The following is a 24616-nucleotide window of genomic DNA, read 5'->3' as shown; positions in this document are numbered from 1 at the left end:
TCATTGAGAACAAGAGGTTAGGTAATCTTATGGCCGTTGTAGGTATCTTCTTTGGATCCGATACAGGTAACACCGAAAACATCGCAAAAATGATCCAGAAACAGTTGGGTAAAGATGTTGCAGAGGTGCATGACATTGCGAAGAGCAGCAAAGAGGATCTGGAAAAATTCGATATTTTGCTTATCGGTATTCCAACCTGGTATTACGGTGAAGCGCAGTGTGACTGGGACGACTTTTTCCCAACGCTGGAAGAGATAGATTTCGAAGGTAAGCTGGTTGCACTGTTTGGCTGTGGTGACCAGGAAGACTATGCCGAATATTTTTGCGATGCACTGGGCACCGTGCGCGATATCATTGAGCCACGCGGCGCAGTGATTGTCGGACACTGGCCTACCGAAGGGTATCACTTTGAAGCCTCTAAAGGCCTGGCTGATGATAAGCATTTCATAGGACTGGCAATTGACGAAGATCGCCAGCCGGAACTGACCAGTGAACGTGTTGATGCCTGGGTGAAACAGATCACAGAAGAACTCAGCCTTTCTGAAATTATTGGCTAAAAACCCTGTTGGCCCTGAGGATTTATTCTACAATTGAAGGGCCAAACTATTACTGAAATTAACAATTTAACTGCTACAAAATTGTAACTTTCGGTCGTATCAAGGTACACTGAGTTCCTCTGTTTTTTCTATCGATCAAGTCGTTGCATTACCAATGTGACCGGCAAATTGTGATCTTTATTAACAGGCTATCGTTGACGACAATTGGCACACTTGCGTAAACGAAGAGACTAAACGAATAATTTGTGCCGCCGATGCCACAGGCTGCATGCCTCAACTTGATTAGCACATAGTAACAGGACTGAATCCGCATGACTGACAACAACACCGCACTGAAGAAAGCTGGCTTAAAAGTCACGCTTCCGCGCCTCAAAATCCTGGAAGTGCTGCAAGCGCCGGAAGGTCATCACGTTAGTGCGGAAGATCTTTACAAGCAATTAATTGATATGGGTGAAGAAATTGGCCTGGCAACGGTTTACCGCGTTCTGAACCAGTTCGACGACGCCGGTATCGTTACCCGTCATAATTTCGAAGGCGGCAAGTCCGTATTCGAACTGACTCAGCAGCATCACCACGATCACCTCATCTGCCTGGATTGCGGACGTGTAATCGAATTTCGTGATGAGTATATTGAAGGCCGTCAGCGTGAGATTGCTAAGAAACACGGCATCAAACTGACCAACCATAGTCTGTATCTCTATGGTCATTGTGAAGCAGGTGATTGCCGCGAAGATGAGTCTTTGCACAACGATAAACCTGCGCACTAATATGGCATGTGGCAACCCCGTTGCCGACAGGCTGTGAATTCATTAACCGCTGAAAAGCGGTTTTTTTATGTCTGGATTTCAGCAACCCTAAAAAAACCCCGGCACGCCGGGGTTTGATTTCTGCGATTCGTTTTACGGTTTCGGAGCGTTATTGGCCCGGATTTCCTGCCATATCTTTCCGCAATCTGCGGCATACGCCTGACCATTACCGGTTTTGCGTGCCGTAAGACACTGCTGGTAATCCACCACGCGAACCGTTTCCTGTTCCGCAAATTTTTGGTGGGCTTTTTCCTGTTTCAGTACATTCAGCACCGCCTGACAGGATGCCAGTTTATCCGGATTGCCTTCCGCCGTATTAATACAGGCGCTGTAAGCCTCACGCGTTTTGGATATTTCAGCCTGACCGGCTGTCGGCGCACAACCCGCCAGCAGAACAGCGGATACCACGGTCATCAATAATTTATTCATCGACATAGCGACCTCAGAAAATAGTGAATGGAGCGATAACGATGAATTTCACGTCTTTTTCATCCTGGAAAATATTGCCGTATCCGCCGCCCCAGCTTGGAATATCCGAATGATTGTCATACTGGGTGTAATGCAGTTTGAACAATGTCCCTTTCGCACGGCCTTCCTGAATGGTGTACAGCGCATCCAGACTCCAGGCGCTTTCTTTCAGGCGCTGACTCTGGTCGTAAGCCGCGTTAGTGCTCGGCCTGGCATCCCATGCATAAACATAGGAGCCACCGACGGCTAAGCCCGGTAAATCCCATTTTGCCAGGTCATACAACACGCCTGCATATACTGCTTTTTCACCGTTAGCGTTGAAGTCCGAACGGTTGTCCCACCACACATCAAGACGGCCGTTTGAAGAGGAATACGTCGGCGTCATACGTTGCAGGAAGTAACCCTGGTTCCCTTCCGCTTTCACCATCGTCCCTTCCAGACGCCAGTTGAACTGACCCGTGGTATAGCCGAAAGTTAACGCCTGCAACCAGGCCAGACCATCATACAAACTGTTTGGATCATTTTTGTCACTGATACGATCTTCTGCCCCATAGAACTGATAGCTGGTAGTCAGCGGATTGCCCAGCAAATCTATTTTGTACGAGGCTTTGCCAAAGTACTGATCGACATAACTTTCAGCCTGACCAAACGCGCCTTCCAGCACGAAGTCATTTTTAAAGTCATATTTCGCACCGAGGGAGTGAATATAAGAAACGCCGGTTTTCTTATCATTCTGGCGGAAATCATCCATTTCCAGATGCCAGGGCGATTTATATTCGTCGGCCCACATATAGGAGAAACTCAGTTCACCCGCATCACCGAAATCATGTTTATACCCGGCTTCCGCACCGCGATAAGTCCCCGGCATGAAGCTCCAGTGCGGTGCGATCAACGTCTGCCCTGTGGGCTGAATATAGCCCGCATGTCCCCAGAATCCGCCATATTTAAATTTACCGGCCGCTTTGTAGAGACTGACCCCGCCTTTATCACCTGAGTAATCCTCGTCATAAGCGTGGTTTTTAGAAGAGAATGCAATTTCGTTTGGATGAGTGCTGTCACTGGCTTCGGCTAATTCAATGGCGGTGAAGGCCGCAACGTCGATACCAAACATGTCCCAGGCATAACCAGAGGAAAAATCGAGATTCAGGTTAGCAGTGGAGTGTGAAAGGTTAGTCGCGTATTTGTTGTAGTCGGAATTATTGACGGTGACTTTTGAGCCATCCGGACGGGTTTCTTCTTTGGTTTTGTTCAAATCTTTGCGGTCACGTTCACGCTGCCAGTAATACACGCCACCGGTCAGTGTGGAATCATCGATAAAACCGGCCGCGCTGGCCTCGTGTGAAAACATCATTCCGCCACTCAGTAAAGTGCCGGCGAGAGAATACATGGCAGGTTTCAGGTAAGCCGATCCCCTGCCCCTGTTAAGGTGCTTGTGCATAGAGATTCCTCATTTTGACTAAAAATTTCGTGCAAAAACCCAAACGGGTATCAAAATCGGCCGTCAGAGACGTAACCGGTTAAATCAACATTAAGAGTATTTTTCGCGACGCGAATTATCAATGGGTAATTAATCATTGATCATCGAAGTATGACAAAGTGCACATAAAAATGAAAAAATGTAACTATATGTCTTAAGGCAGGATCAGACCGACAGATTATTTAAAAAGAGAGAATAAACAAGTCACTAAGTTTTACTGAGGAAAGGTTAAAACGTTTCAGCCACGGAAAGCACTGGAAATGAGCGTTTAAAAATCATACATCGGGAACACATTAATTCGCGACGAAAACCAATTTTTTGCAGTAGCAAAATAAAACCCGGACATAAAAAAACGCAGCCTGAGCTGCGTTTTTAAACCCTTATCGCGATGACTTTTATGCGACCGGTTTACTTTCCCATGTATCACGCAGGCCCACGGTACGGTTAAATACCAGATGTTCCGCGCCGGAGTAGCGACTGTCAGCGCAGAAATAACCTTCACGCTCGAACTGCAGGCTGATTTCAGCCTGAGCAGACACCAGCGACGGTTCAACAAAACCGTGCGCAATCACCAGAGACTCCGGGTTGATTGTGGTCAGGAAATCTTCTGCCTGCCCCGGGTTGGCAACATTGAACAGACGGTCATACAAGCGGAACTCAGCCGGTTTACCTTCTGAAGCCGAAACCCAGTGGATCACACCTTTCACCTTGCGGCCATCGGCAGGATCTTTACTGAGGGTGTCGATATCGTAAGAGCAGAAAATCGTGGTGATATTCCCTTCTGCGTCTTTCTCGATACGTTCTGCTTTGATCACATAGGCATTACGCAGACGCACTTCTTTGCCCAACACCAGACGCTTGTACTGTTTATTGGCTTCTTCACGGAAATCGGCCTGATCGATGTAAATCTCACGGGTAAACGGTACTTCGCGGCTGCCCATTTCCGGTTTGTTCGGATGGTTCGGCATCTTCACCCACTGCACAGCATCACCCGTAAAGTTTTCAATGATCACTTTAACCGGATTGATCACTGCCATAGCGCGCGGTGCATTCTCGTTCAGATCGTCACGGATACAGGATTCCAGCGCCATCATTTCAACGTTGTTATCCTGCTTGGTCACACCGATACGACGGCAGAATTCACGGATTGAAGCAGCGGTGTAACCCCGGCGACGCAGGCCCGACACCGTCGGCATACGCGGATCGTCCCAGCCTTCAACAATCTTCTCCGTTACCAACAGGTTCAGCTTACGCTTGGACATGATGGAATATTCTAGATTCAGACGGGAGAATTCGTACTGACGCGGGTGGCAGGGAATAGAAATATTATCCAGAACCCAGTCGTAGAGACGACGGTTATCCTGGAATTCCAGCGTACACAGCGAATGGGTGATCCCTTCCAGCGCATCGGAAATGCAGTGGGTAAAATCGTACATCGGATAGATGCACCATTTTTTACCGGTCTGGTGGTGTTCTGCGAACTTAATACGGTACAGAACCGGATCACGCATGACAAAGAATGGCGAGGCCATGTCGATTTTAGCACGCAGACAGGCAGCGCCTTCAGCGAACTCACCGTTACGCATTTTTTCAAACAGCGCAATATTCTCTTCTACGCTACGATCGCGATACGGGCTGTTTTTACCCGGCGACGTCAGTGAACCGCGGTATTCACGGATCTGCTCAGGAGACAGTTCATCCACATACGCCAGACCTTTGTTGATCAGTTCCAGCGCGTAAGCATGCAGTTGATCAAAATAGTCCGAGGAGTAATGAATATCGCCGCTCCAGTCGAAACCTAACCACTGAACGTCGTGTTTGATCGACTCAACGAATTCGATATCTTCTTTTGCCGGATTGGTATCGTCAAAACGCAGATTGCACTGCCCCTGATAGTCTTGTGCAATGCCGAAATTCAGGCAGATAGATTTCGCATGACCGATATGCAGATAACCATTAGGCTCAGGCGGGAAACGGGTGCGAACGGTATTATGTTTCCCGGTCGCCAGATCTTCATCAATAATCTGACGGATAAAATTTGTTGGGCGGGCTTCAGCCTCACTCATTGTGCAATTCCTCTACGCAACATTGACTCTACGGATAACCGCTTATGTTCCAACAAGCCACGTCGGGAAACAACCGTTAGTTGCATAAAATCGTGGTTATCTCTGCTGCGTCTGTTCTCAGGCAATAAAAAAGCGGGAAGAGATCGCTCTCTTCCCGCTGTCACTCCGTCAACCTGTTACGCCATCTGGCGAATTATTTGCTCTGGATGTCGAACAGCTTGGTCTGTCCCGCGACCACGGAACCACTGGCCAGTGAGACCACACCGGTATAATCATCAATATTACTGACGACGACCGGGCTTATCATTGAACGGGCATTGGCGTTCAGATAATCCAGATCCAGTTCGAGCACAGGCTGACCGGCGGTGACTGTTGCGCCTTCCTCGACCAGTCGGGTAAAGCCCTGTCCGTTCAGCGCCACAGTATCAATCCCCATATGCACCACGATCTCAGCACCGGAAGTGGTTTCCAGGCAGAAAGCATGATTGGTATTGAAGATTTTCACGACGGTGCCCGCGGCTGGCGATACCACAATTTTATCGGTAGGACGAATAGCGACACCATCACCTACGGCTTTGCTGGCAAAGGCTTCATCAGGCACCTGATCCAGCGCGAAGATATCACCCGTTACCGGAGATACTAAAGTTTCCACTACCGTTTTCACGCTGTTTGGCACGGCCTGAGGTGCAGTTTTGACAGCAGCAACCGGCTCAGCCGTTGCAACACCTGCGGCGACTGGCCCGCGAGCCATCACTTTTTTCATTGCATCAGCCAGAGATTCAGCTTTTGCACCCACAATAACCTGAATGCTTTGTTTATTCAGACGAACAATTCCTGACGCACCCAGACGTTTACAGGCAGCATCATCAACGGTGCCCGCATCTTTTACATTCAGACGCAGACGGGTAATACAGGCGTCAATACCTTTGAAGTTGTCAGAACCGCCCAGCGCACCGATGTAACTCAGCGCCAGCTGGTTCAGACCTTCTTCTGTATTGCTGTTCGCTTCCGGCTCACCGATATGCTCAACGTCGTCTTCACGACCCGGCGTTTTCAGGTTGAACATGCGGATAATTACGCTAAACAGAACAAAGTAGATGACGAAGAACACGACGCCCATCACCAGCAACATCCAGACGTTTTTGCTGGCTGCTGGCAGGTTGTACATCAACGCATAGTCGATGGCACCTGCGGAGAAGGAGAAGCCGGCGTGGATACCCAACGCTGTCGCAATGTACAGGCTGACCCCGGTAAGGATAGCGTGGACTAAATACAGTAGCGGAGCCAGGAACATGAACAGGAATTCTAATGGCTCGGTCACACCGGTCAGGAATGCGGTCACCGCGACTGAAACCAGCATACCGCCAACCAACGAACGACGCTCTTTCGGTGCAGCGAAGTACATGGCACATGCTGCGCCTGGCAGACCGAACATCATGATTGGGAAGAAGCCGGACATGAACATCCCTGCAGTGCCGTCACCCGCGTAGAAGCGGTTGATGTCACCGTGGAATACAGTACCCGCAGCGTTAGTGAAGTCACCAATCTGGAACCATGCGATGGTGTTCAGAACCTGATGCAGACCGGTTGGGATCAGCAAACGGTTTACGAAACCAAAGATACCTGCACCGAATGCACCAGCACCTACGATCCACTCCCCACCCGCACGGATTGCATCCTGCACCGGAGGCCAGACGTAACCGAAGATAGCGGCCAGAATCAGACAGAAGAAGCCGGTTGCGATAGGAACGAAGCGTTTCCCACCGAAGAAACTCAGGAAGTCAGGCAGTTTGATATCAGACCAGCGGTTGTAAACCATACCGCCCACCAGACCGGTGATAATACCGGCCAGCACGCCCATGTTTACCGCAGGGTTGATGGTGATCATCGCTTTAGTCAGGATGAAGTAACCAATACCACCTGCTAATGCTGCTGCCCCGGCATTGTCTTTAGACCAGCTGGATGCCACACCAATAGCAAAAATTAATGCGAGGTTATCGAAAATCCCGCCACCGGCTTGCGCGATGAAAGGCATATTAAGAAGATCAGGCTGACCGAAACGCAGCAATAAAGCAGCGACTGGCAGTACGGCTATCGGCAGCTGTAGCGCTCTGCCTAAACGCTGAAAGAATCCAAGAATATTCACATTTCCCCCTATCCGCCGTCAGGCGAATCACCTAAGTAGTTTAATTAGTATGGTTACTACCTTTACATTTACCGTTCCGATTTAACCAACTGCACTTATAACTAACAGCAATGCGAGTGTAAAAAGATTATTTCGTATCGCAAATTAAAACCTCTCTTTTTGTGAGAATCGTCACCAAAAAGAGGTGATAACATGCCATTTTACTGGTCAAGACACCAAACTTATTTTATCATTAAAAAAATCCAGACGGCATTGTGCCACTCATAAACCGTTGCGGTGGTTTACGCTTAACAAAACCGCCTTTGAACCGACGAACTTAGTTTTTGCTTTGACTACCTATATCCGAGTCATTGACGTTGCAGACAGAGAGCAGTCAATACCCCCTGCTACGCCAAGGACAAAGGATATCAACAGTATATTCAATATTCTGAAACTCGAGGTATCTGATGAGACTTATTCCGTTAAACACCCCCACTGAAGTTGGCAAATGGGCTGCACGTCATATCGTTGAACGCATCAACGCGTTTAAACCCACTGCAGACCGTCCTTTTGTATTAGGCTTACCAACCGGGGGTACCCCGCTCGAAGCTTACAAGCATTTAATCGCTATGCATAAAGCAGGCCAGGTTAGCTTTAAGCATGTAGTGACTTTCAACATGGACGAATATGTCGGCCTGCCGCAGGAACACCCTGAGAGCTACCATACGTTTATGTACAAAAACTTCTTTGACCACGTTGATATTCCACGCGAAAACATCAATCTTCTGAATGGTAACGCACCCGACGTCAACGAAGAATGCCGCCAGTACGAAGCGAAAATTAAGTCTTACGGCAAAATTAACCTGTTTATGGGTGGCGTGGGCAACGACGGGCATATCGCATTCAACGAACCGGCTTCTTCTCTGGCTTCCCGTACCCGTATCAAAACCCTGACGCATGAAACCCGTATCGCGAACTCACGTTTCTTCGACAATGATGTCTCTCAGGTGCCAAAATACGCCCTGACCGTGGGTGTTGGCACACTGCTGGATGCGGAAGAAGTGATGATTCTGGTCACTGGTCATGCTAAAGCGCAGGCACTGGAAGCGGCTGTTGAAGGTAATATCAACCACATGTGGACCATCAGTTGCCTGCAATTGCACGCAAAAGCCGTTATGGTGTGTGATGAACCTTCCACCATGGAACTGAAAGTCAAAACTGTTAAATATTTCCGCGAGTTAGAAGCGGAAAATATGAAAAACCTTTAATTAATTGAGTCCCCGAAAGCATTGGAGTTGCAGCAAGACGGCAACTGAACGAATCTCCGGGAGCTTACTCAAGTAAGTGACCGGAGTGAGTGAAGGCAGCCAACGCCGCTGCGGCTCAAAGGATTTAGGGGAATGGGGGCATGATGTACGCATTGATTGAGGGCCGGGTCTATACCGGTCATGACGTTCTGGATAACCACGCGGTAGTGATTGCCGATGGCAAAATCGAACGTGTCTGCCCGGTGAGTGAATTGCCGGCGAATGTGGAAACCCGCAGTCTGGATGGTGCCATTCTTGCCCCCGGATTTATCGATCTGCAACTTAATGGTTGTGGCGGTGTGCAGTTCAACGATTCACTGGAAGCGATTTCAGTAGAAACGTTAGAAATCATGCAGAAAGCCAATGAAAAATCCGGATGTACCAGTTTCTTGCCGACGCTCATCACCTGTAGCGATGACTACATGAAACACGGCATTAGCGTCATGCGCACCTATCTGGAAAAGTATCCAAATCAGGCATTGGGCCTGCATCTGGAAGGACCGTACCTCAGCCCGCTGAAAAAAGGCACGCATAATCCGGCCTTTATCCGGCTGCCAGACAGCGCAATGATTGATTTCCTGTGCGCCAATGCGGATGTAATTACCCAACTGACGCTCGCACCTGAACAGGTTGATGCAAAATATATCCGCCAGCTGCATGAAGCAGGAATCGTCATTTCCGCAGGTCATTCAAATTCAACCTATGCTGAAGCACGTGCCGGTTTTGCCGCAGGTATCAGCTTTGCTACGCACCTTTATAATGCAATGCCTGCTATCACAGGTCGTCAGCCTGGTCTTATTGGTGCAATTTTTGATACGCCGGAAGTGTATACCGGCGTGATCGCTGACGGTCTGCATGTCGACTGGGCGAATATCCGCAACGCGAAAAAGCTCAAAGGTGAGAAGCTGGTGCTGGTCACCGACGCAACTGCCCCTGCTGGCGCGAATATTGATGAGTTCATTTTTGCCGGTAAAACAATATACTACCGTGACGGACTCTGTGTGGACGAAAACGGAACACTGAGCGGCTCGGCCCTGACAATGATTGAAGCGGTGCAAAACAGCGTCGAACATGTCGGGATTGCTCTGGATGAAACGCTGCGTATGGCAACGCTTTATCCGGCACGCGCTATTGGTGTTGCCGATCAACTGGGCAGCATCGAAGCAGGTAAAGTCGCCAACCTCACCGCGTTCACTCATGATTTTAAAATCACAAAAACTATCGTTAATGGTGACGAAGTTTAATTGAGCGGATAAAAGCATTGATGACAACTGGCGGACAGCAGGCACAAATCGGCAACGTTGATCTGGTGAAGCAGTTAAACGGCGCGGCGGTTTACCGCCTGATTGACCAACAAGGTCCCATTTCGCGCATTCAGATTGCTGACATGAGTCAGTTAGCGCCCGCCAGTGTCACCAAAATCACCCGACAATTACTTGAGCGCGGGCTGATTAAAGAAGTTGACCAGCAGGCTTCCACCGGGGGTCGGCGCGCGATTTCTATCATCACCGAAACCCGCCCTTTCCATACCGTCGCAGTGCGTCTTGGTCGTCATGATGCGACGATTACACTCTATGATCTCAGCGCCAAATCTCTGGCCGAACAACATTACGCCCTGCCCGAACGGACTCAGGAAACCCTCGAAAATGCCCTGTTCGAGGCGATTGCGCAATTCATCGAATTTAATCAGCGCAAAATTCGCGAACTGATTGCCATTTCCGTCATCCTTCCGGGGCTGGTCGATCCGAATAAAGGCATCGTGCGCTATATGCCACATATCAGCGTGGGCGCGTGGAAATTAGTCGATGCGCTGGAGGCCCGGTTTAAAGTTACCAGCTTTGTTGGCCACGATATCCGCAGTCTGGCACTTGCCGAACATTACTTTGGTGCTACCCGCGACTGCCAGGACTCTATTTTGGTTCGTTTACATCGCGGTACCGGTGCCGGAATCATCGTTAACGGCCAGATTTTTCTCGGCAGTAACGGCAACGTCGGTGAAATTGGCCATATACAGATCGACCCGCTGGGCGAACGTTGTCATTGCGGTAATTTCGGCTGTCTGGAAACCGTTGCGGCTAACGCTGCCATCGAAAATCGGGTACGTCATTTACTGACACAAGGTTATGCCAGCAAACTCAGCCTGAACGATTGCTCAATTTCAGCGATCTGCAAAGCCGCCAACCGCCACGATCCGCTGGCAACCGAAGTCATCGAACACGTTGGCCGCCAGTTGGGTAAAGGTGTCTCGATCGCGATAAACCTGTTTAATCCGCAAAAAGTGGTGATAGCCGGCGAAATTACCGAAGCCGATAAAGTGCTGCTCCCGGCGATTCAGAACTGTATAAATGCGCAGGTTCTGAAAGATTTCCGGCGTAATTTACCTGTTGTGACGTCCGCCCTGAATCATCAGTCAGCGATTGGTGCGTTTGCCCTGGTTAAACGGGCAATGTTAAATGGCGTTCTGTTACAGCGCCTGATGGAAAATTAAGACGTGCTATAGTATCTGGCTGCCAGAAATGGGACTGAAAATGTGGGTTTGGAAATCATGACGATAAAGAACGTAATTTGTGACATTGATGGCGTGCTGTTGCACGACAATACCGCAGTACCCGGTGCCGACCGTTTTCTGGCGCGGATTCAGGAACAGGGGATGCCTTTGGTCATTCTCACTAACTACCCTTCCCAGACAGCACAAGATCTGGCAAACCGTTTCAGCGCTGCCGGTCTTGACGTGCCTGAAAGTGCTTTTTTCACTTCCGCCATGGCCACCGCTGATTTTCTCAAACGTCAGGAAGGCAAAAAAGCCTATGTCGTCGGCGAAGGTGCCCTGATTCATGAATTATATAAAGCCGGTTTTACCATTACCGATATCAATCCTGATTTCGTGATTGTCGGTGAGACCCGTTCTTATAACTGGGACATGATCCATAAAGCCGCCTATTTCGTGGCAAACGGCGCGCGCTTTATCGCAACGAATCCTGATAATCACGGGCACGGTTTTGTACCTGCCTGCGGTGCGTTGTGTGCACCTATCGAAAAAATCACCGGACGCCAGCCGTTTTATGTCGGCAAACCGAGTCCGTGGATTATCCGTTCGGCACTCAATAAAATGCAGGCGCATTCCGAAGATACCGTCATCGTGGGTGATAATCTGCGGACTGACATTCTGGCGGGCTTCCAGGCAGGTCTGGAAACCGTTCTGGTGCTGACCGGCGTTTCTACGCTCAATGATATAGAGGGCATGCCTTTCCGCCCGACCTGGATTTACCCTTCCGTGGCCGACATTGACGTGATTTAAGCCTTTCCGTTAACTGCCTGAAAACGAGTCTGAATTTTTATTCAGGCTCTTTTTTTTGACCTTTTCGCCTGATTTTTATCCAATTTTCTCTTTTTTTGAATCCTCCTCAATTTTTGACGATTAAATTAATAATCCGCTAATTAAACACCCTAAAAATTGATAATCCATCAAAGATAACCCGTCATCAACCAACTATTTATCAGAAGAGCGTTAAACCGCTTGCACAACATGGGGGTTTTGACGCATTTTCATAGTCAGCAACACAACAACGCCGGGTTAAAACTGAAAGAACGGCAACGTTGATCCTCATTCGTAATCATAAAAATGACAGCCAGAGAAACGTCGTTAGGGAGAAAGTAATATGTGTTCAATTTTCGGTGTGCTCGATATCAAAACTGACTCTGTCGAGCTGCGCAAAAAAGCGCTGGAACTGTCGCGCCTGATGCGTCACCGCGGACCCGACTGGTCCGGTGTGTTTGCCAGCGATAAAGCCATTCTGTCGCATGAGCGTCTGTCTATTGTCGACGTCAACAACGGCGCACAACCTTTGTACAACGCGGCACACACGCATGTTCTGGCTGTTAATGGCGAAATCTACAACCACCAGGCTTTGCGCGCTGAACTGGGCGATAAGTATGAATTCCAGACTGCGTCTGACTGTGAAGTTATTCTGGCGTTGTATCAGGAAAAAGGCCCTGCCTTCCTCGATGAATTGCAAGGCATGTTCGCCTTCATCCTTTATGACACCGAAAAAGACGCGTATCTGATTGGCCGTGACCACTTAGGCATCATCCCGCTGTATATGGGTTATGACGAACACGGCAACATGTATGTGGCTTCAGAGATGAAAGCGCTGGTGCCGGTATGCCGCACCATCAAAGAATTCCCGGCAGGCAGTTATTTGTGGAGCCAGGACGGTGAAATTCGCGAATACTACCAGCGCGACTGGTTTGACTTCGACAATGTCAAAGACAACGTGACCGACGCCACAGCGCTGAAAGATGCGCTGGAAGAATCGGTGAAAAGTCATCTGATGTCTGATGTGCCTTACGGCGTCCTGCTATCCGGTGGCCTGGATTCCTCCGTAATTTCTGCCATTACCAAGAAATTTGCCGGCCGCCGTATCGAAGATAAAGATCAGAGCGAAGCCTGGTGGCCGCAGTTGCACTCCTTTGCCGTCGGCCTGCAAGGTTCCCCCGACCTGCGTGCAGCTCAGGAAGTGGCAAACCATTTGGGTACAGTGCACCACGAAATTCATTTCACCGTGCAGGAAGGTCTGGATGCGATCCGCGACGTGATTTATCACATCGAAACTTACGATGTCACGACGATCCGCGCGTCAACACCAATGTATCTGATGTCGCGTAAAATCAAAGCGATGGGTATCAAGATGGTGTTGTCCGGCGAAGGGGCGGACGAAGTCCTCGGTGGTTATCTGTATTTCCACAAAGCGCCGAATGCCAAAGAATTCCACGAAGAAACTGTACGTAAATTACTGGCTCTGCACATGTATGACTGTGCGCGTGCCAACAAAGCGATGTCAGCCTGGGGTGTGGAAGCCCGCGTACCGTTCCTGGATAAAAAATTCCTCGACGTCGCAATGCGTATCAACCCAAAAGACAAAATGTGCGGTAATGGCAAGATGGAAAAGCATATCCTGCGTGAATGTTTCGAGTCTTATCTGCCACACAGCGTTGCATGGCGTCAGAAAGAACAATTCTCTGATGGTGTAGGTTACAGCTGGATCGATACTTTAAAAGAAGTGGCCTCTCAGCAGATCACCGATCAACAGCTCGAAACTGCACATTTCCGTTTCCCGTACAACACACCAACATCAAAAGAAGGCTACCTGTATCGTACGATTTTTGAAGAACTGTTCCCGGTGCCAAGTGCGGCAGAATGTGTGCCTGGCGGTCCGTCAGTAGCCTGTTCTTCAGCGAAAGCGATCGAGTGGGATGAAGCATTCAAAAACATGGACGATCCGTCAGGCCGTGCTGTTGGCGTGCATCAGTCCGCCTACAAATAACCGATTTACCGGTAAATCTCCTTATAGCAAACGGGCCTCTCAGGGCCCGTTTTTTTATGAGGAAAGCCAGTAAAAATAATGTCTTTTGCCCAATTAATCACCAGAGTGGTTATAAGCCAGACAAATGGACGCCCTCCGGCCTTTTTCTCCAAAAAAGGTGTTGACGCAAAACGGTCATATACGCATAATGCGCCCCGCAACGCCGATGAAGGTAGCGCGAAAAAAGATGGCTACGTAGCTCAGTTGGTTAGAGCACATCACTCATAATGATGGGGTCACAGGTTCGAATCCCGTCGTAGCCACCATCTTTTTGCGGGAGTGGCGAAATTGGTAGACGCACTAGATTTAGGTTCTAGCGCCGCAAGGTGTGCGAGTTCAAGTCTCGCCTCCCGCACCATTTCCAGACATCGGTAGCACAGTTGGGGTATCGCCAAGCGGTAAGGCACTGGTTTTTGATACCAGCATTCCCAGGTTCGAATCCTGGTACCCCAGCCATTTTCTTACCTTTCACATTGTTATATTGATGTGGTTGTGAGGAAAATCCAGTTTGAAGAAGTTGTACTGTTGGGGTATCGCCAAGCGGTAAGGCACTGGTTTTTGATACCAGCATACCCTGGTTCGAATCCAGGTACCCCAGCCATACTTCTTTCTGTATAATTGGTAAGCACTTGAAATTTATTATTAAGTTAGTTAAATTAGTGCTTGAAGTTTTGAAGTAAGTCAGTAAAATTTGGCTACGTAGCTCAGCTGGTTAGAGCACATCACTCATAATGATGGGGTCACAGGTTCAAATCCCGTCGTAGCCACCATTTTACTTGCAGTACACTGCTCAAAAGGTAGTGAGAAACAAAATTGGGGTGTCGCCAAGCGGTAAGGCTCTGGTTTCTGATACCAGCATACCCAGGTTCGAATCCTGGCACCCCAGCCACATTAGAAAGGCCTGCTTTTTAGCAGGCCTTTTGCTTTTCTACACTTCTACTATCCTGCAAAAAAGGCCGGCAAAGGTGTTCATCGCCAGCCTTTAGGTTGTTAAATCCCTAAAGCATATTTCAGCGCTTTGATTTTCAGCACACCTGCACGTTGAGCAGTCATCAGCGCCAGATTACGCAATGCTTTCACCGGCGGCAGATCATTGCTGAAGGCGGTGTAGAATAAATCCATCCCGCTTTGCATCAGCAGATTATCCAGACGACGCTGGCGCTGATAGCGCCGCAACACTTTTTCGCTGCTCCAGGCTTCATTATGGTCACGTGCCTTCTCCAGCACCGATAATAACGCTTCCACGTCGCGGTACCCGAGGTTCACGCCCTGCCCGGCCAGCGGATTAATGGTATGTGCCGCGTCACCCACCAGCGCCAGCCCCGGTAAGACATAACGCTGAGCGTGGCGTCGAACCAGCGGAAACGCACCTGCAGATATTGCTTTCACCGTGCCCAGACGTGCCGGGAAGGCCTGCATCACTTCTGTCGTGAGCTGCTGCATATTCAGCGTTTTCAGGTAACGGATACGCTGCGGGCTGTCATACCAGACCAGCGAGGCCTGATTGCCGGACAATGGCAGAAACGCCCGCGGGCCGGAAGGGAAAAATTGCTGCCACGTCACGTCCTGATCCGGCGTGGCAGTTTCGACATTAATCAGCATGCAGTGCTGACGGTATTCCCACCCGTCCACCCCAATTCCCGCCAGCTGGCGCACCAGGGAGTTCGCACCGTCGGCGGCAATAACCAGTTTCGTGCGCAGCAAATCCCCGGTAGTCAGTTGCAGTGACCAGGTTTTATCACCGTGCTGTAAAAGATGGCGTAACTTTGCCGGACAAAAACGGGTCAGATTGTTATGGGCATCGAACTGTTGCCACAGCGCGAGCTGAAGTACCCGATTTTCGACCATGAAGCCCAGTTCCGGTAATCCGAGGGATTGCGCATCGAATTTCACTTCAGAGCCGTCCGCTTCCCAGGTTTCCAGACGGCGGTACGGTACTGAGCGCATTTTTTCAACCGCATCCCACACTCCCAGTTTCTGTAAAAAGCGTACTGATGCGCAACCAATCGCGGAGATGCGCAAATCAGCGCGCGCTGACGGGTCAAATCCGGCAGGCGCTTCGTTCTCTATCAGTGCGACCTGCAATCCCTGCTGCGCCATCCCCAGTGCGGCTGCAGCACCAACCATGCCGCCACCGACAATCACTGCATCAAATGTCTTATCAGAATTATTCATTGTGTTCCGGCTTTCTGTTCGGTTCATTATGCGAAGTGTACCGGATTTTTGTGTCAGCATCAGGGCCTAAGCTGTTTTCCTGCACTGGTCAGCACTGGAGTGAGGGTTTACAATAGCCCCCCTGAATAGGCTATGCACTGCGGCACTGCCGATCTAACGTTCCCCGTATTGAGTACTGACACGCTGATGACTAAAAAACTGCACATAAAAACCTGGGGCTGCCAGATGAATGAATATGATTCATCCAAAATGGCTGACCTTCTCGACAGCACCCATGGTTACCAGCTGACGGATAACGCTGATGAAGCAGATATCCTGCTGCTGAACACCTGCTCAATAAGGGAAAAAGCGCAGGAGAAAGTGTTCAGCCTGCTCGGACACTGGAAATTACTGAAAAAGAAAAACCCGGATATCATCATCGGCGTCGGGGGTTGCGTTGCGTCGCAGGAAGGAGAAATGCTGCGTAAACGTGCGCCTTGCGTCGACATCGTCTTCGGCCCGCAAACTCTGCACCGTTTGCCGGAAATGGTGAACCATGTACGCGGCACCAAAAGCCCGGTCGTGGATATCAGCTTTCCTGAAATTGAAAAATTTGACCGCCTGCCGGAACCCCGCGCAGACGGCCCGACAGCCTTTGTTTCCATCATGGAAGGCTGTAATAAATATTGCAGCTTCTGTGTGGTGCCTTACACCCGTGGCGAAGAAGTTAGCCGCCCGTGCGATGATGTCCTGTTTGAAGTCGCGCAACTGGCCGCGCAAGGCGTGCGTGAGGTTAATCTGCTGGGTCAGAACGTTAACGCCTATCGTGGTGAGGCCTTTGATGGCGGCGTCTGTACCTTCGCGGAATTGCTGCGTCTGGTGGCGGCCATTGACGGCATTGACCGTATCCGTTTCACGACCAGCCATCCGGTCGAATTTACTGATGATATCATCGAGGTATATAAAGACACGCCAGAAGTCGTGAGCTTCCTGCACCTGCCGATCCAGAGCGGTTCCGATCGTATACTGACGATGATGAAACGCCCTCATACGGTGCTGGAATACAAATCGACGATCCGTAAATTACGCGCCGCACGCCCCGATATTCATTTCAGTTCAGATTTCATCATCGGTTTTCCTGGCGAAACGAACGAAGATTTTGAACGTACGATGGATCTGATTGCGCAGGTCAATTACGACGTCAGTTTCAGCTTTATCTATTCTCCGCGTCCTGGTACACCGGCAGCCGACATGATTGATGATGTGAGCATGGACGAGAAGAAACAACGTCTGGCGCTGTTACAGGACCGAATTACCCAGCAGGTTATGCGTTTCAGCCGCGCCACGCTGGGCACCGTTCAGCGCATTCTGGTGGAAGGGACATCCCGCAAGAACATTATGGAACTGACGGGCCGGACCGAATGTAACCGCGTGGTCAATTTCGAAGGTACGCCGGATATGATTGGTAAGTTCGTTGATGTCGAAATTGTCGATGTTTATGCCAATTCGCTGCGCGGTGTGGTTGTCCGCACGGAAGAACAGATGGCGCTTCGCCTGCATGAATCTCCGCAATCTGTTATCGAACGCACCCGTAAAGAAAATGAATTGGGCGTTGGAGTGTATCAACCCTAAACCATCAGAAAGAGGCATTACCTTAAAACAACAGGGCGCTCCGGCGTCCTGTTTCTTTTGAGATTTTCGGTAATAACTTCATCACAAGGGTTTAATTTTCCAGCAAAGGCCGCATATCCGGATGAAGGTACCTGCAACGGCTGCCACCGTGCAGCATATTTTGCCAAGGGCATGTATTATTAACTCAGGTATGGTTGACGGCTGAAAGTAGTTATCAGCCGGGTGTTTAATAAAACGTACCCGAAATAATTCGAGTTGCAGTAAGGCGGCAAATTCGGGTGAGTGAATACAGCCAACGCATCTGCGGCTTGAAATATGAAGGGTAAACTGGTCCGAAGCGACCCAAAGGATTCGTTTGAACGTTGTAACACAAGAGATTTTACTGGAGCCCGAAGACAACCAGCGTTTGCTGAGCCTGTGCGGGCCGTTTGATGACAATATCAAACAACTGGAACGCCGGTTGGGCGTTGAAATCAACCGTCGTGATAACACGTTTAAATTGGTCGGAAAGAGCCTGCCTGTTGCGGCAGCCGCCGACATCCTGCGTGATTTATACGTAGACACTGCGCCGCTGCGCGGTGAAATCCAGGATATTGATCCTGAAAAAATTCATCTGGCGATCAAAGAAAGCCGTGTGCTGGAACAAACGGCAGAAAGCGTACCTGATTTCGGCAAGGCCGTGATCATCAAGACCAAGCGTGGCATGGTAAAGCCGCGCACGCCTAATCAGGCGCAGTATATTGCCAACATTCTCGACCACGATATTACCTTCGGGATTGGCCCTGCGGGGACCGGTAAAACCTATCTGGCCGTGGCTGCTGCAGTGGATGCCCTGGAGCGTCAGGAAGTACGTCGTATCCTGCTGACCCGTCCTGCCGTTGAAGCGGGTGAAAAACTGGGATTCCTGCCCGGCGATCTCAGTCAGAAAGTCGATCCCTATCTGCGCCCGCTGTATGACGCATTATTTGAAATGCTCGGCTTTGAGAAAGTTGAAAAACTGATTGAGCGCAACGTTATTGAAGTCGCCCCGCTGGCTTACATGCGTGGCCGTACATTGAACGACGCCTTTATTATCCTTGATGAAAGCCAGAACACTTCGATTGAACAGATGAAGATGTTCCTGACCCGTATTGGTTTTAACTCCAAAGCGGTAATCACCGGTGACGTCACGCAAATCGACTTACCGCGTCATCAGAAGTCAGGCCTTCGTCATGCGATTGAAGTCCTCTCGTCAGTCGGGGAACTCAGTTTTAACTTCTTCCACAGTGAAGACGTGGTACGTCATCCGGTAGTTGCGCGCATTGTTGTCGCCTACGAAGCCTGGGAAGAAGAAGATCAAAAACGCCGCGATGCGATTGCCGCAGACCGTAAACAAGAACATCAGCACAATGCGACACAACAGGTCAGTCAATGAATACGGTAATTCTCGATTTACAAATTGCCTGTGAAGATGCAGCAGGTTTACCGTCAGAAAATGACTTCCAGACCTGGCTTGAGGCGGTGCTTCCGCAATTTCAGGAAGAATCGGAAGTGACAATTCGGCTGGTCGATGTCCCTGAAAGTCATGAACTTAATATGACTTATCGGGGGATGGATAAACCGACCAACGTGCTATCCTTTCCGTTCGAAGCACCTCCGGGTATGGAGATGCCACTCCTTGGCGACCTGATTATTTGTCGTCAGGTGGTTGAGAAAGAAGCCAAAGAGCAGGACAAAGAACTTCTGGCCCATTGGGCGCATATGGTCATTCACGGTAGTTTGCATTTGCTGGGTTATGACCATATCGTTGACGAAGAAGCCGAAGAAATGGAATCGATTGAAACTGAGATCATGCAGGGTCTGGGTTATCCTGACCCCTACATTTCAGAGAAAGAAGATAATTAAGATCCACCGTAAACTCGCCTGACGTCTGCCCGATAACATTTTATCCGCAGGCGCCTGGCCTAATTTTCACTAACTACGAGTAAAAAAAACCAAACGCCATGAGCGATGACCATTCACAAAATAGTGACAGCCCCAGTCCCAAGAAGGGCTTCTTTTCCCTTATCCTTAGCCAGTTGTTTCACGGTGAACCTAAAAACCGTGGTGACCTGGTTGAGCTGATCCGTGATTCAGAACAAAATGATCTGATCGACCCCGATACCCGTGACATGCTGGAAGGCGTGATGGATATCGCCGAGCAGCGCGTCCGGGACATCATGATCCCACGTTCACAAATGATCACGCTAAAACGCAATCAGCCGCTGGAAGAGTGCCTCGATGTCATTATCGAATCTGCACACTCTCGCTTCCCGGTGATCAGCGAAGATAAGGATCACATTGAAGGCATCCTGATGGCCAAAGACCTGCTGCCGTTTATGCGCACAGAGTCTGAGCCATTCAGCATCGATAAAGTGCTGAGAACCGCAGTCGTTGTTCCTGAAAGCAAACGCGTAGATCGCATGCTGAAAGAATTTCGCTCACAGCGTTACCATATGGCAATTGTCGTGGATGAATTCGGCGGTGTTTCCGGTCTGGTGACCATCGAAGATATTCTCGAACTGATCGTCGGTGAAATCGATGATGAATACGACGAAGCAGAAGATCTGGATATCCGCCAGCTCAGCCGTCATACCTATACCGTCCGCGCTCTTGCACCAATTGAAGATTTTAATGAAGTGTTCCAGACCCATTACAGTGACGACGAAGTCGATACGATTGGGGGGCTGGTCATGCAGTCATTCGGCCATTTACCGGCGCGTGGTGAAAGCATTGAAATCGACGGTTACCTGTTCAAGGTTGCGATGGCCGATAGCCGTCGTATCATTCAGGTTCACGTAAAAATACCGGACGACGCGCCGCAACCGATACTGGAAGAATAATCACTCCATGGCAATTGCCTCTTTATATCAACGCCAGCGGGTTCGCGCCCTGCTGGCGCTCTTTTTCGGTGCCTGTGGCACGGTGTCATTTTCCCCTTATGACTTCTGGCCTGCGGCAATTATTTCACTCTGTGGACTGCTGGCCTTAACGCTGGATCGCCGCCCGGCGCAGGCAGCGCTGCTCGGCTTCTTCTGGGGAATGGGGCTGTTTGGCAGTGGCGTCAACTGGGTGTATGTCAGCATTGCCACCTTTGGCGGCATGCCTGAAGCCATTAACCTTTTCCTGGTCGTTTTGCTGGCGGCCTATTTGTCGCTGTACACAATGCTGTTTGTGGGCTTGTTCAGCAAACTGTGGCCAAAAACCACCTGGTGGAAACTGGCACTTGGTGCACCGGCATTGTGGCAAATAACCGAATTTCTGCGCGGCTGGGTGCTGACAGGCTTCCCATGGCTACAGTTCGGCTACAGCCAGATCGACGGGCCTCTGAAAGGTCTCGCGCCGATCACCGGTGTCGACGGTATCACCCTTTTACTGACCTCCCTGAGCGGATTGCTTGTCTACGCTGTTTATCAGCGTCGTGTCACACCGGCGATTATTGCTGCCGCGATGCTGCTCCTGCCGTGGCCGCTGCGTTATATCCATTGGTATCAGGAACAGCCGGATAAAACAGTTGATGTTGCCCTGGTCCAGGGCAATATTCCACAATCCATGAAATGGGATCCGAAAGCGCTGGAAAGTGCGTTACAGACCTATCTGGATCTCAGCCGTCCGTACGTAGGCAAATCCAGCATAATCATCTGGCCGGAATCGGCAATTTCTGACATTGAATCCGATCAGCAGGGTTTCCTGAGCATGGTGGATAATCTCTATCGCGCGCAAAACACCCAGCTCATTACCGGCATTATTGATGCCCGTCGCAACGAAGAGGGTATGAAGGTGTATAACAGCGCCATTGTGCTCGGTGGCGAACAGCAATATCACTATCCTGACGAAAACCGCTTCAACAAACATCATCTGGTGCCTTTTGGTGAGTTTGTGCCGCTGGAGGCTATTCTTCGCCCCCTGGCCCCGTTCTTCGATTTACCGATGTCCGGGCTGACCAGCGGTGATTACGTGCAGAAACCGTTGTTTGTCAGCGGCCTCAATCTGACGACTGCAATTTGTTACGAAGTGGTCTTTGGCGAGCAGGTGCGCGACAACCTGCGGCCGGACACCAACTTCCTGCTGACGATTTCAAACGATGCCTGGTTCGGTCATTCGATTGGCCCGTGGCAACACTTCCAGATGGCGCGTATGCGTTCACTGGAACTGGGCCGCCCGTTGCTGCGCAGCACCAATAACGGCATTACCGCCGTCGTGAATGCACAGGGGGATGTGACCCACGAAATTCCTCAGTTTACCCGCCAGGTGCTGAACGTGAAGGTCACGCCGACCACGGGCATGACGCCTTATGCCCGTGCTGGCTGGTGGCCGGTGTGGTTTGCTACGGCAGTCATGGCGGCAGTTGCGCTGTGGCTCGGTCGCCGTAAATCCTAAGTAAAAGCACTGCGTTTTAAAACAGGCACCCGGGGTGCCTGTTCTTTTTTGTAGCACCGCTTTCTTCCCCCCGATTCTCCCCCTTTTACCTGCTGCCGATTGTTTCGACTGCGGTATTAAGCGCTGCCTTTTTGTCCGCTTGTGAAGTTAAATCAGGTCATCTGGCATGACTCTTGCTACATCTGATTGAAAGATATCTGATTAGTTACTTTTTATGACGGAATGCATCATTTCGGTACAAACACGCTCTTCCTCATGCACTTTCTCAGTGCATAGCCGTTTGATTGCTTTGATTTGGTGCGTGTCTCGTCTCAAAAAAGAAACAATGTGGTTTCATAATATTCACATTCAGCTATTTTCTAGCTTCATATGACGAGGCATTAGTACTTTCTGATCCCTGAGTTTGGATCCCTAATGACAGCAAGGAGTTGGACATGCAATTGCGCAAATTGGCGTTATCAGTACTGTTGGCAAGCGTTACCGTAAGCAGCTTTGCTCACGCAGAAGAACTGACCGGCACCCTGAAAAAAATTAAAGACAATGGCGTTATCGTGGTGGGTCACCGTGAATCCTCAGTGCCATTCTCTTACTACAACAACGAACAAAAAGTTGTGGGTTATTCACAGGACTATTCTGACGCTATCGTTGACGCGGTGAAGAAAAAACTGAACCTGCCAAATCTGCAAGTCAAAATGATGCCAATCACTTCACAGAACCGTATCCCGCTGCTGCAAAACGGCACCTACGATTTTGAGTGTGGTTCAACAACCAATAACCTGGAACGTCAGCAACAAGCGGCCTTCTCTGACACCATCTTTGTGATTGGTACGCGTCTGCTGGTGAAAAAAGGTTCAGAGATTAAAGATTTCACTGACCTGAAAGGCAAAACTGTTGTTGTCACTTCCGGTACGACTTCTGAAGTTCTGCTCAACAAACTCAACGAAGAGAAGAAACTGGATCTGCGCATCATCAGTGCAAAAGACCACGGTGATTCCTTCCGTACGCTGGAAACGGGCCGTGCAGTAGCGTTCATGATGGATGATGCCCTGCTGGCGGGTGAACGTGCGAAAGCCAAGAAACCCGATAACTGGGAAATCGTCGGTACGCCGCAATCTAAAGAAGCTTATGGTTGCATGATGCGTAAAGATGATGCTGAGTTTAAAAAATTAGTTGATGACACCATCGTGCAGGCGCAAACCTCCGGTGAGGCAGTCAAGTGGTTTGAAACCTGGTTCAAAAAACCTATTCCTCCGAAAAACCTGAATATGAACTTTGAGCTGTCCGATGACATGAAAGCTCTGTTCAAAGCGCCAAACGATAAGGCGCTGTAAGTCATACCAAATGGACGGGTATAACCAAGAGAAGAGTGAAAAGTGACTAAAATACAAGGTTGGACCACCAACCTGTGATGATACAGATGCGGGGTGGTCGTTCCCCACCCCGCATTCTTTCCCATTCACTTTAGGCGAATTGCGTCATCACTCAGATGGGTAAGCCTTTACCCGCTTTACGGAGTTTTTATGTCAATAGATTGGAACTGGGGCATTTTTCTGCAGCAAGCCCCCTTCGGTAACACCACTTATCTGGGCTGGATTTGGAATGGATTTCAGGTCACTGTCGCACTGTCAATTTGCGCATGGATAATCGCTTTCTTCGTCGGATCTCTGTTCGGTATTTTGCGTACCGTTCCAAACCGCATCCTCTCAGGTATAGGGACTTGTTACGTCGAATTATTCCGTAACGTGCCATTAATCGTGCAATTCTTTATCTGGTATCTGGTGGTCCCTGAACTGCTGCCTGAAAATATCGGCATGTGGTTTAAATCTGAACTGGCACCTGACGTGCAGTTCTTTACCTCCTCAGTCATTTGCCTTGGGCTGTTTACCGCCGCCCGCGTATGCGAACAGGTACGTGCAGCGATTCAGTCTCTGCCAAGCGGACAACGCAATGCCGGTCTGGCGATGGGCCTTACGCTGCCGCAAACTTACCGCTATGTGCTGTTACCCAATGCTTACCGCGTGATCGTCCCGCCAATGACCTCAGAGATGGTCAACCTGGTGAAAAACTCCGCTATTGCCTCGACCATTGGCCTGGTTGATATGGCCGCGCAAGCCGGTAAGCTGCTGGATTACTCCGCACATGCATATGAATCATTCACAGCAATCACTGTTGCTTATGTCCTTATCAATGCCGTCATCATGCTGCTGATGCATTTCGTAGAACGTAAAGTCCGCCTGCCGGGCAACATGGGAGGGAAATAAGC

Annotated in this window: 19 protein-coding genes and 6 tRNA genes; 20 read left to right on the top strand and 5 right to left on the bottom strand. The window is 49.8% G+C overall.

Going from position 1 to position 24616, the window contains the following annotated elements:
• Positions 1–29: 29 nt before the first annotated feature.
• A complete protein-coding gene (gene fldA, locus ACOZIO_RS18700; RefSeq protein ID WP_013576468.1) occupies positions 30–557 on the top strand; it encodes a flavodoxin FldA in 528 nt (175 codons plus the stop codon).
• A gap of 311 nt (positions 558–868) precedes the next feature.
• A complete protein-coding gene (gene fur, locus ACOZIO_RS18695; RefSeq protein WP_015698140.1) occupies positions 869–1324 on the top strand; it encodes a ferric iron uptake transcriptional regulator in 456 nt (151 codons plus the stop codon).
• A gap of 132 nt (positions 1325–1456) precedes the next feature.
• Here fur and chiQ read toward each other — a convergent pair whose 3' ends face one another.
• The 4 genes from chiQ to nagE all read right to left on the bottom strand — a co-directional run bounded on the left by chiQ (position 1457) and on the right by nagE (position 7520).
• The gene (chiQ, locus tag ACOZIO_RS18690) at positions 1457–1792 is read right to left on the bottom strand and encodes a ChiQ/YbfN family lipoprotein (protein ID WP_165385159.1); all 336 of its coding nucleotides are present in this window, start codon (positions 1790–1792) and stop codon (positions 1457–1459) included.
• Between the two features lie 13 nt (positions 1793–1805).
• Positions 1806–3218 carry a chitoporin ChiP gene (gene chiP, locus ACOZIO_RS18685; protein WP_235173185.1) on the bottom strand — a complete coding sequence of 471 codons (1413 nt, stop codon included), beginning with the start codon at positions 3216–3218 and terminating at the stop codon, positions 1806–1808.
• A gap of 485 nt (positions 3219–3703) precedes the next feature.
• Entirely contained in the window at positions 3704–5374 is a 1671-nt protein-coding gene (gene glnS, locus ACOZIO_RS18680; RefSeq protein ID WP_421595577.1) for a glutamine--tRNA ligase, read from the bottom strand.
• Positions 5375–5567: 193 nt separating this feature from the next.
• The gene (gene nagE, locus ACOZIO_RS18675) at positions 5568–7520 is read right to left on the bottom strand and encodes a PTS N-acetyl glucosamine transporter subunit IIABC (RefSeq protein WP_421595576.1); all 1953 of its coding nucleotides are present in this window, start codon (positions 7518–7520) and stop codon (positions 5568–5570) included.
• 446 nt (positions 7521–7966) lie between these two features.
• On the opposite strand from nagE, the gene nagB reads away from it, so the two are divergent.
• The 11 genes from nagB to ACOZIO_RS18620 all read left to right on the top strand — a co-directional run bounded on the left by nagB (position 7967) and on the right by ACOZIO_RS18620 (position 15058).
• The gene (gene nagB, locus ACOZIO_RS18670; RefSeq protein ID WP_129952043.1) at positions 7967–8767 is read left to right on the top strand and encodes a glucosamine-6-phosphate deaminase; all 801 of its coding nucleotides are present in this window, start codon (positions 7967–7969) and stop codon (positions 8765–8767) included.
• A 143-nt stretch (positions 8768–8910) separates the two neighbouring features.
• Entirely contained in the window at positions 8911–10050 is a 1140-nt protein-coding gene (nagA, locus tag ACOZIO_RS18665) for an N-acetylglucosamine-6-phosphate deacetylase (RefSeq protein WP_129952150.1), read from the top strand.
• A gap of 20 nt (positions 10051–10070) precedes the next feature.
• Positions 10071–11294, top strand: coding sequence for a DNA-binding transcriptional regulator NagC (gene nagC / locus ACOZIO_RS18660; protein ID WP_129952044.1), 1224 nt, complete (start codon positions 10071–10073; stop codon positions 11292–11294).
• A gap of 57 nt (positions 11295–11351) precedes the next feature.
• Positions 11352–12104 (top strand): HAD-IIA family hydrolase, encoded by a 753-nt coding sequence (locus tag ACOZIO_RS18655; protein WP_037040039.1) that lies wholly within the window; start codon positions 11352–11354, stop codon positions 12102–12104.
• Positions 12105–12465: 361 nt separating this feature from the next.
• Complete coding sequence (gene asnB / locus ACOZIO_RS18650) at positions 12466–14130, top strand: asparagine synthase B (protein ID WP_129952045.1); 1665 nt, start codon at positions 12466–12468, stop codon at positions 14128–14130.
• 228 nt (positions 14131–14358) lie between these two features.
• A tRNA-Met gene (locus tag ACOZIO_RS18645) sits at positions 14359–14435 on the top strand.
• Between the two features lie 7 nt (positions 14436–14442).
• Positions 14443–14527, top strand: a tRNA-Leu gene (locus tag ACOZIO_RS18640).
• 23 nt (positions 14528–14550) lie between these two features.
• A tRNA-Gln gene (locus ACOZIO_RS18635) sits at positions 14551–14625 on the top strand.
• Positions 14626–14695: 70 nt separating this feature from the next.
• Positions 14696–14770, top strand: a tRNA-Gln gene (locus ACOZIO_RS18630).
• A 92-nt stretch (positions 14771–14862) separates the two neighbouring features.
• Positions 14863–14939, top strand: a tRNA-Met gene (locus ACOZIO_RS18625).
• Between the two features lie 44 nt (positions 14940–14983).
• Positions 14984–15058 (top strand) — tRNA-Gln (locus tag ACOZIO_RS18620).
• A gap of 101 nt (positions 15059–15159) precedes the next feature.
• On the opposite strand, the gene ubiF is transcribed toward ACOZIO_RS18620, so the two are convergent.
• Complete coding sequence (gene ubiF / locus ACOZIO_RS18615; protein ID WP_421595575.1) at positions 15160–16344, bottom strand: 3-demethoxyubiquinol 3-hydroxylase; 1185 nt, start codon at positions 16342–16344, stop codon at positions 15160–15162.
• A 186-nt stretch (positions 16345–16530) separates the two neighbouring features.
• Here ubiF and miaB point away from each other — a divergent pair, with 186 nt between their 5' ends.
• From miaB to ACOZIO_RS18580, 7 genes are all read left to right on the top strand, one after another.
• Positions 16531–17955: a tRNA (N6-isopentenyl adenosine(37)-C2)-methylthiotransferase MiaB gene (miaB, locus tag ACOZIO_RS18610; protein ID WP_129952047.1), complete on the top strand. Its 1425-nt coding sequence runs from the start codon at positions 16531–16533 to the stop codon at positions 17953–17955.
• Between the two features lie 355 nt (positions 17956–18310).
• Complete coding sequence (locus ACOZIO_RS18605) at positions 18311–19369, top strand: PhoH family protein (protein WP_129952048.1); 1059 nt, start codon at positions 18311–18313, stop codon at positions 19367–19369.
• Complete coding sequence (gene ybeY / locus ACOZIO_RS18600) at positions 19366–19839, top strand: rRNA maturation RNase YbeY (RefSeq protein WP_129990588.1); 474 nt, start codon at positions 19366–19368, stop codon at positions 19837–19839. The genes ACOZIO_RS18605 and ybeY overlap by 4 nt, the downstream gene beginning before the upstream one ends.
• Positions 19840–19937: 98 nt before the next feature.
• Entirely contained in the window at positions 19938–20816 is an 879-nt protein-coding gene (gene corC, locus ACOZIO_RS18595) for a CNNM family magnesium/cobalt transport protein CorC (protein ID WP_015698153.1), read from the top strand.
• A 7-nt stretch (positions 20817–20823) separates the two neighbouring features.
• The gene (lnt, locus tag ACOZIO_RS18590) at positions 20824–22353 is read left to right on the top strand and encodes an apolipoprotein N-acyltransferase (RefSeq protein ID WP_421595574.1); all 1530 of its coding nucleotides are present in this window, start codon (positions 20824–20826) and stop codon (positions 22351–22353) included.
• Positions 22354–22787: 434 nt separating this feature from the next.
• The gene (locus ACOZIO_RS18585; RefSeq protein WP_129952050.1) at positions 22788–23684 is read left to right on the top strand and encodes an amino acid ABC transporter substrate-binding protein; all 897 of its coding nucleotides are present in this window, start codon (positions 22788–22790) and stop codon (positions 23682–23684) included.
• A 189-nt stretch (positions 23685–23873) separates the two neighbouring features.
• Entirely contained in the window at positions 23874–24614 is a 741-nt protein-coding gene (locus ACOZIO_RS18580) for an amino acid ABC transporter permease (protein WP_095921162.1), read from the top strand.
• The last annotated feature ends 2 nt before the right edge of the window (positions 24615–24616 follow it).

Origin of the sequence: Rahnella sp. PD4 (assembly GCF_049199325.1) — a bacterium.
In the GTDB taxonomy this organism is placed as follows: domain Bacteria; phylum Pseudomonadota; class Gammaproteobacteria; order Enterobacterales; family Enterobacteriaceae; genus Rahnella; species Rahnella perminowiae.
The sequence above is the reverse complement of the archived record's forward strand: the minus strand, read 5'-3'. Positions and strand labels throughout refer to the sequence as shown.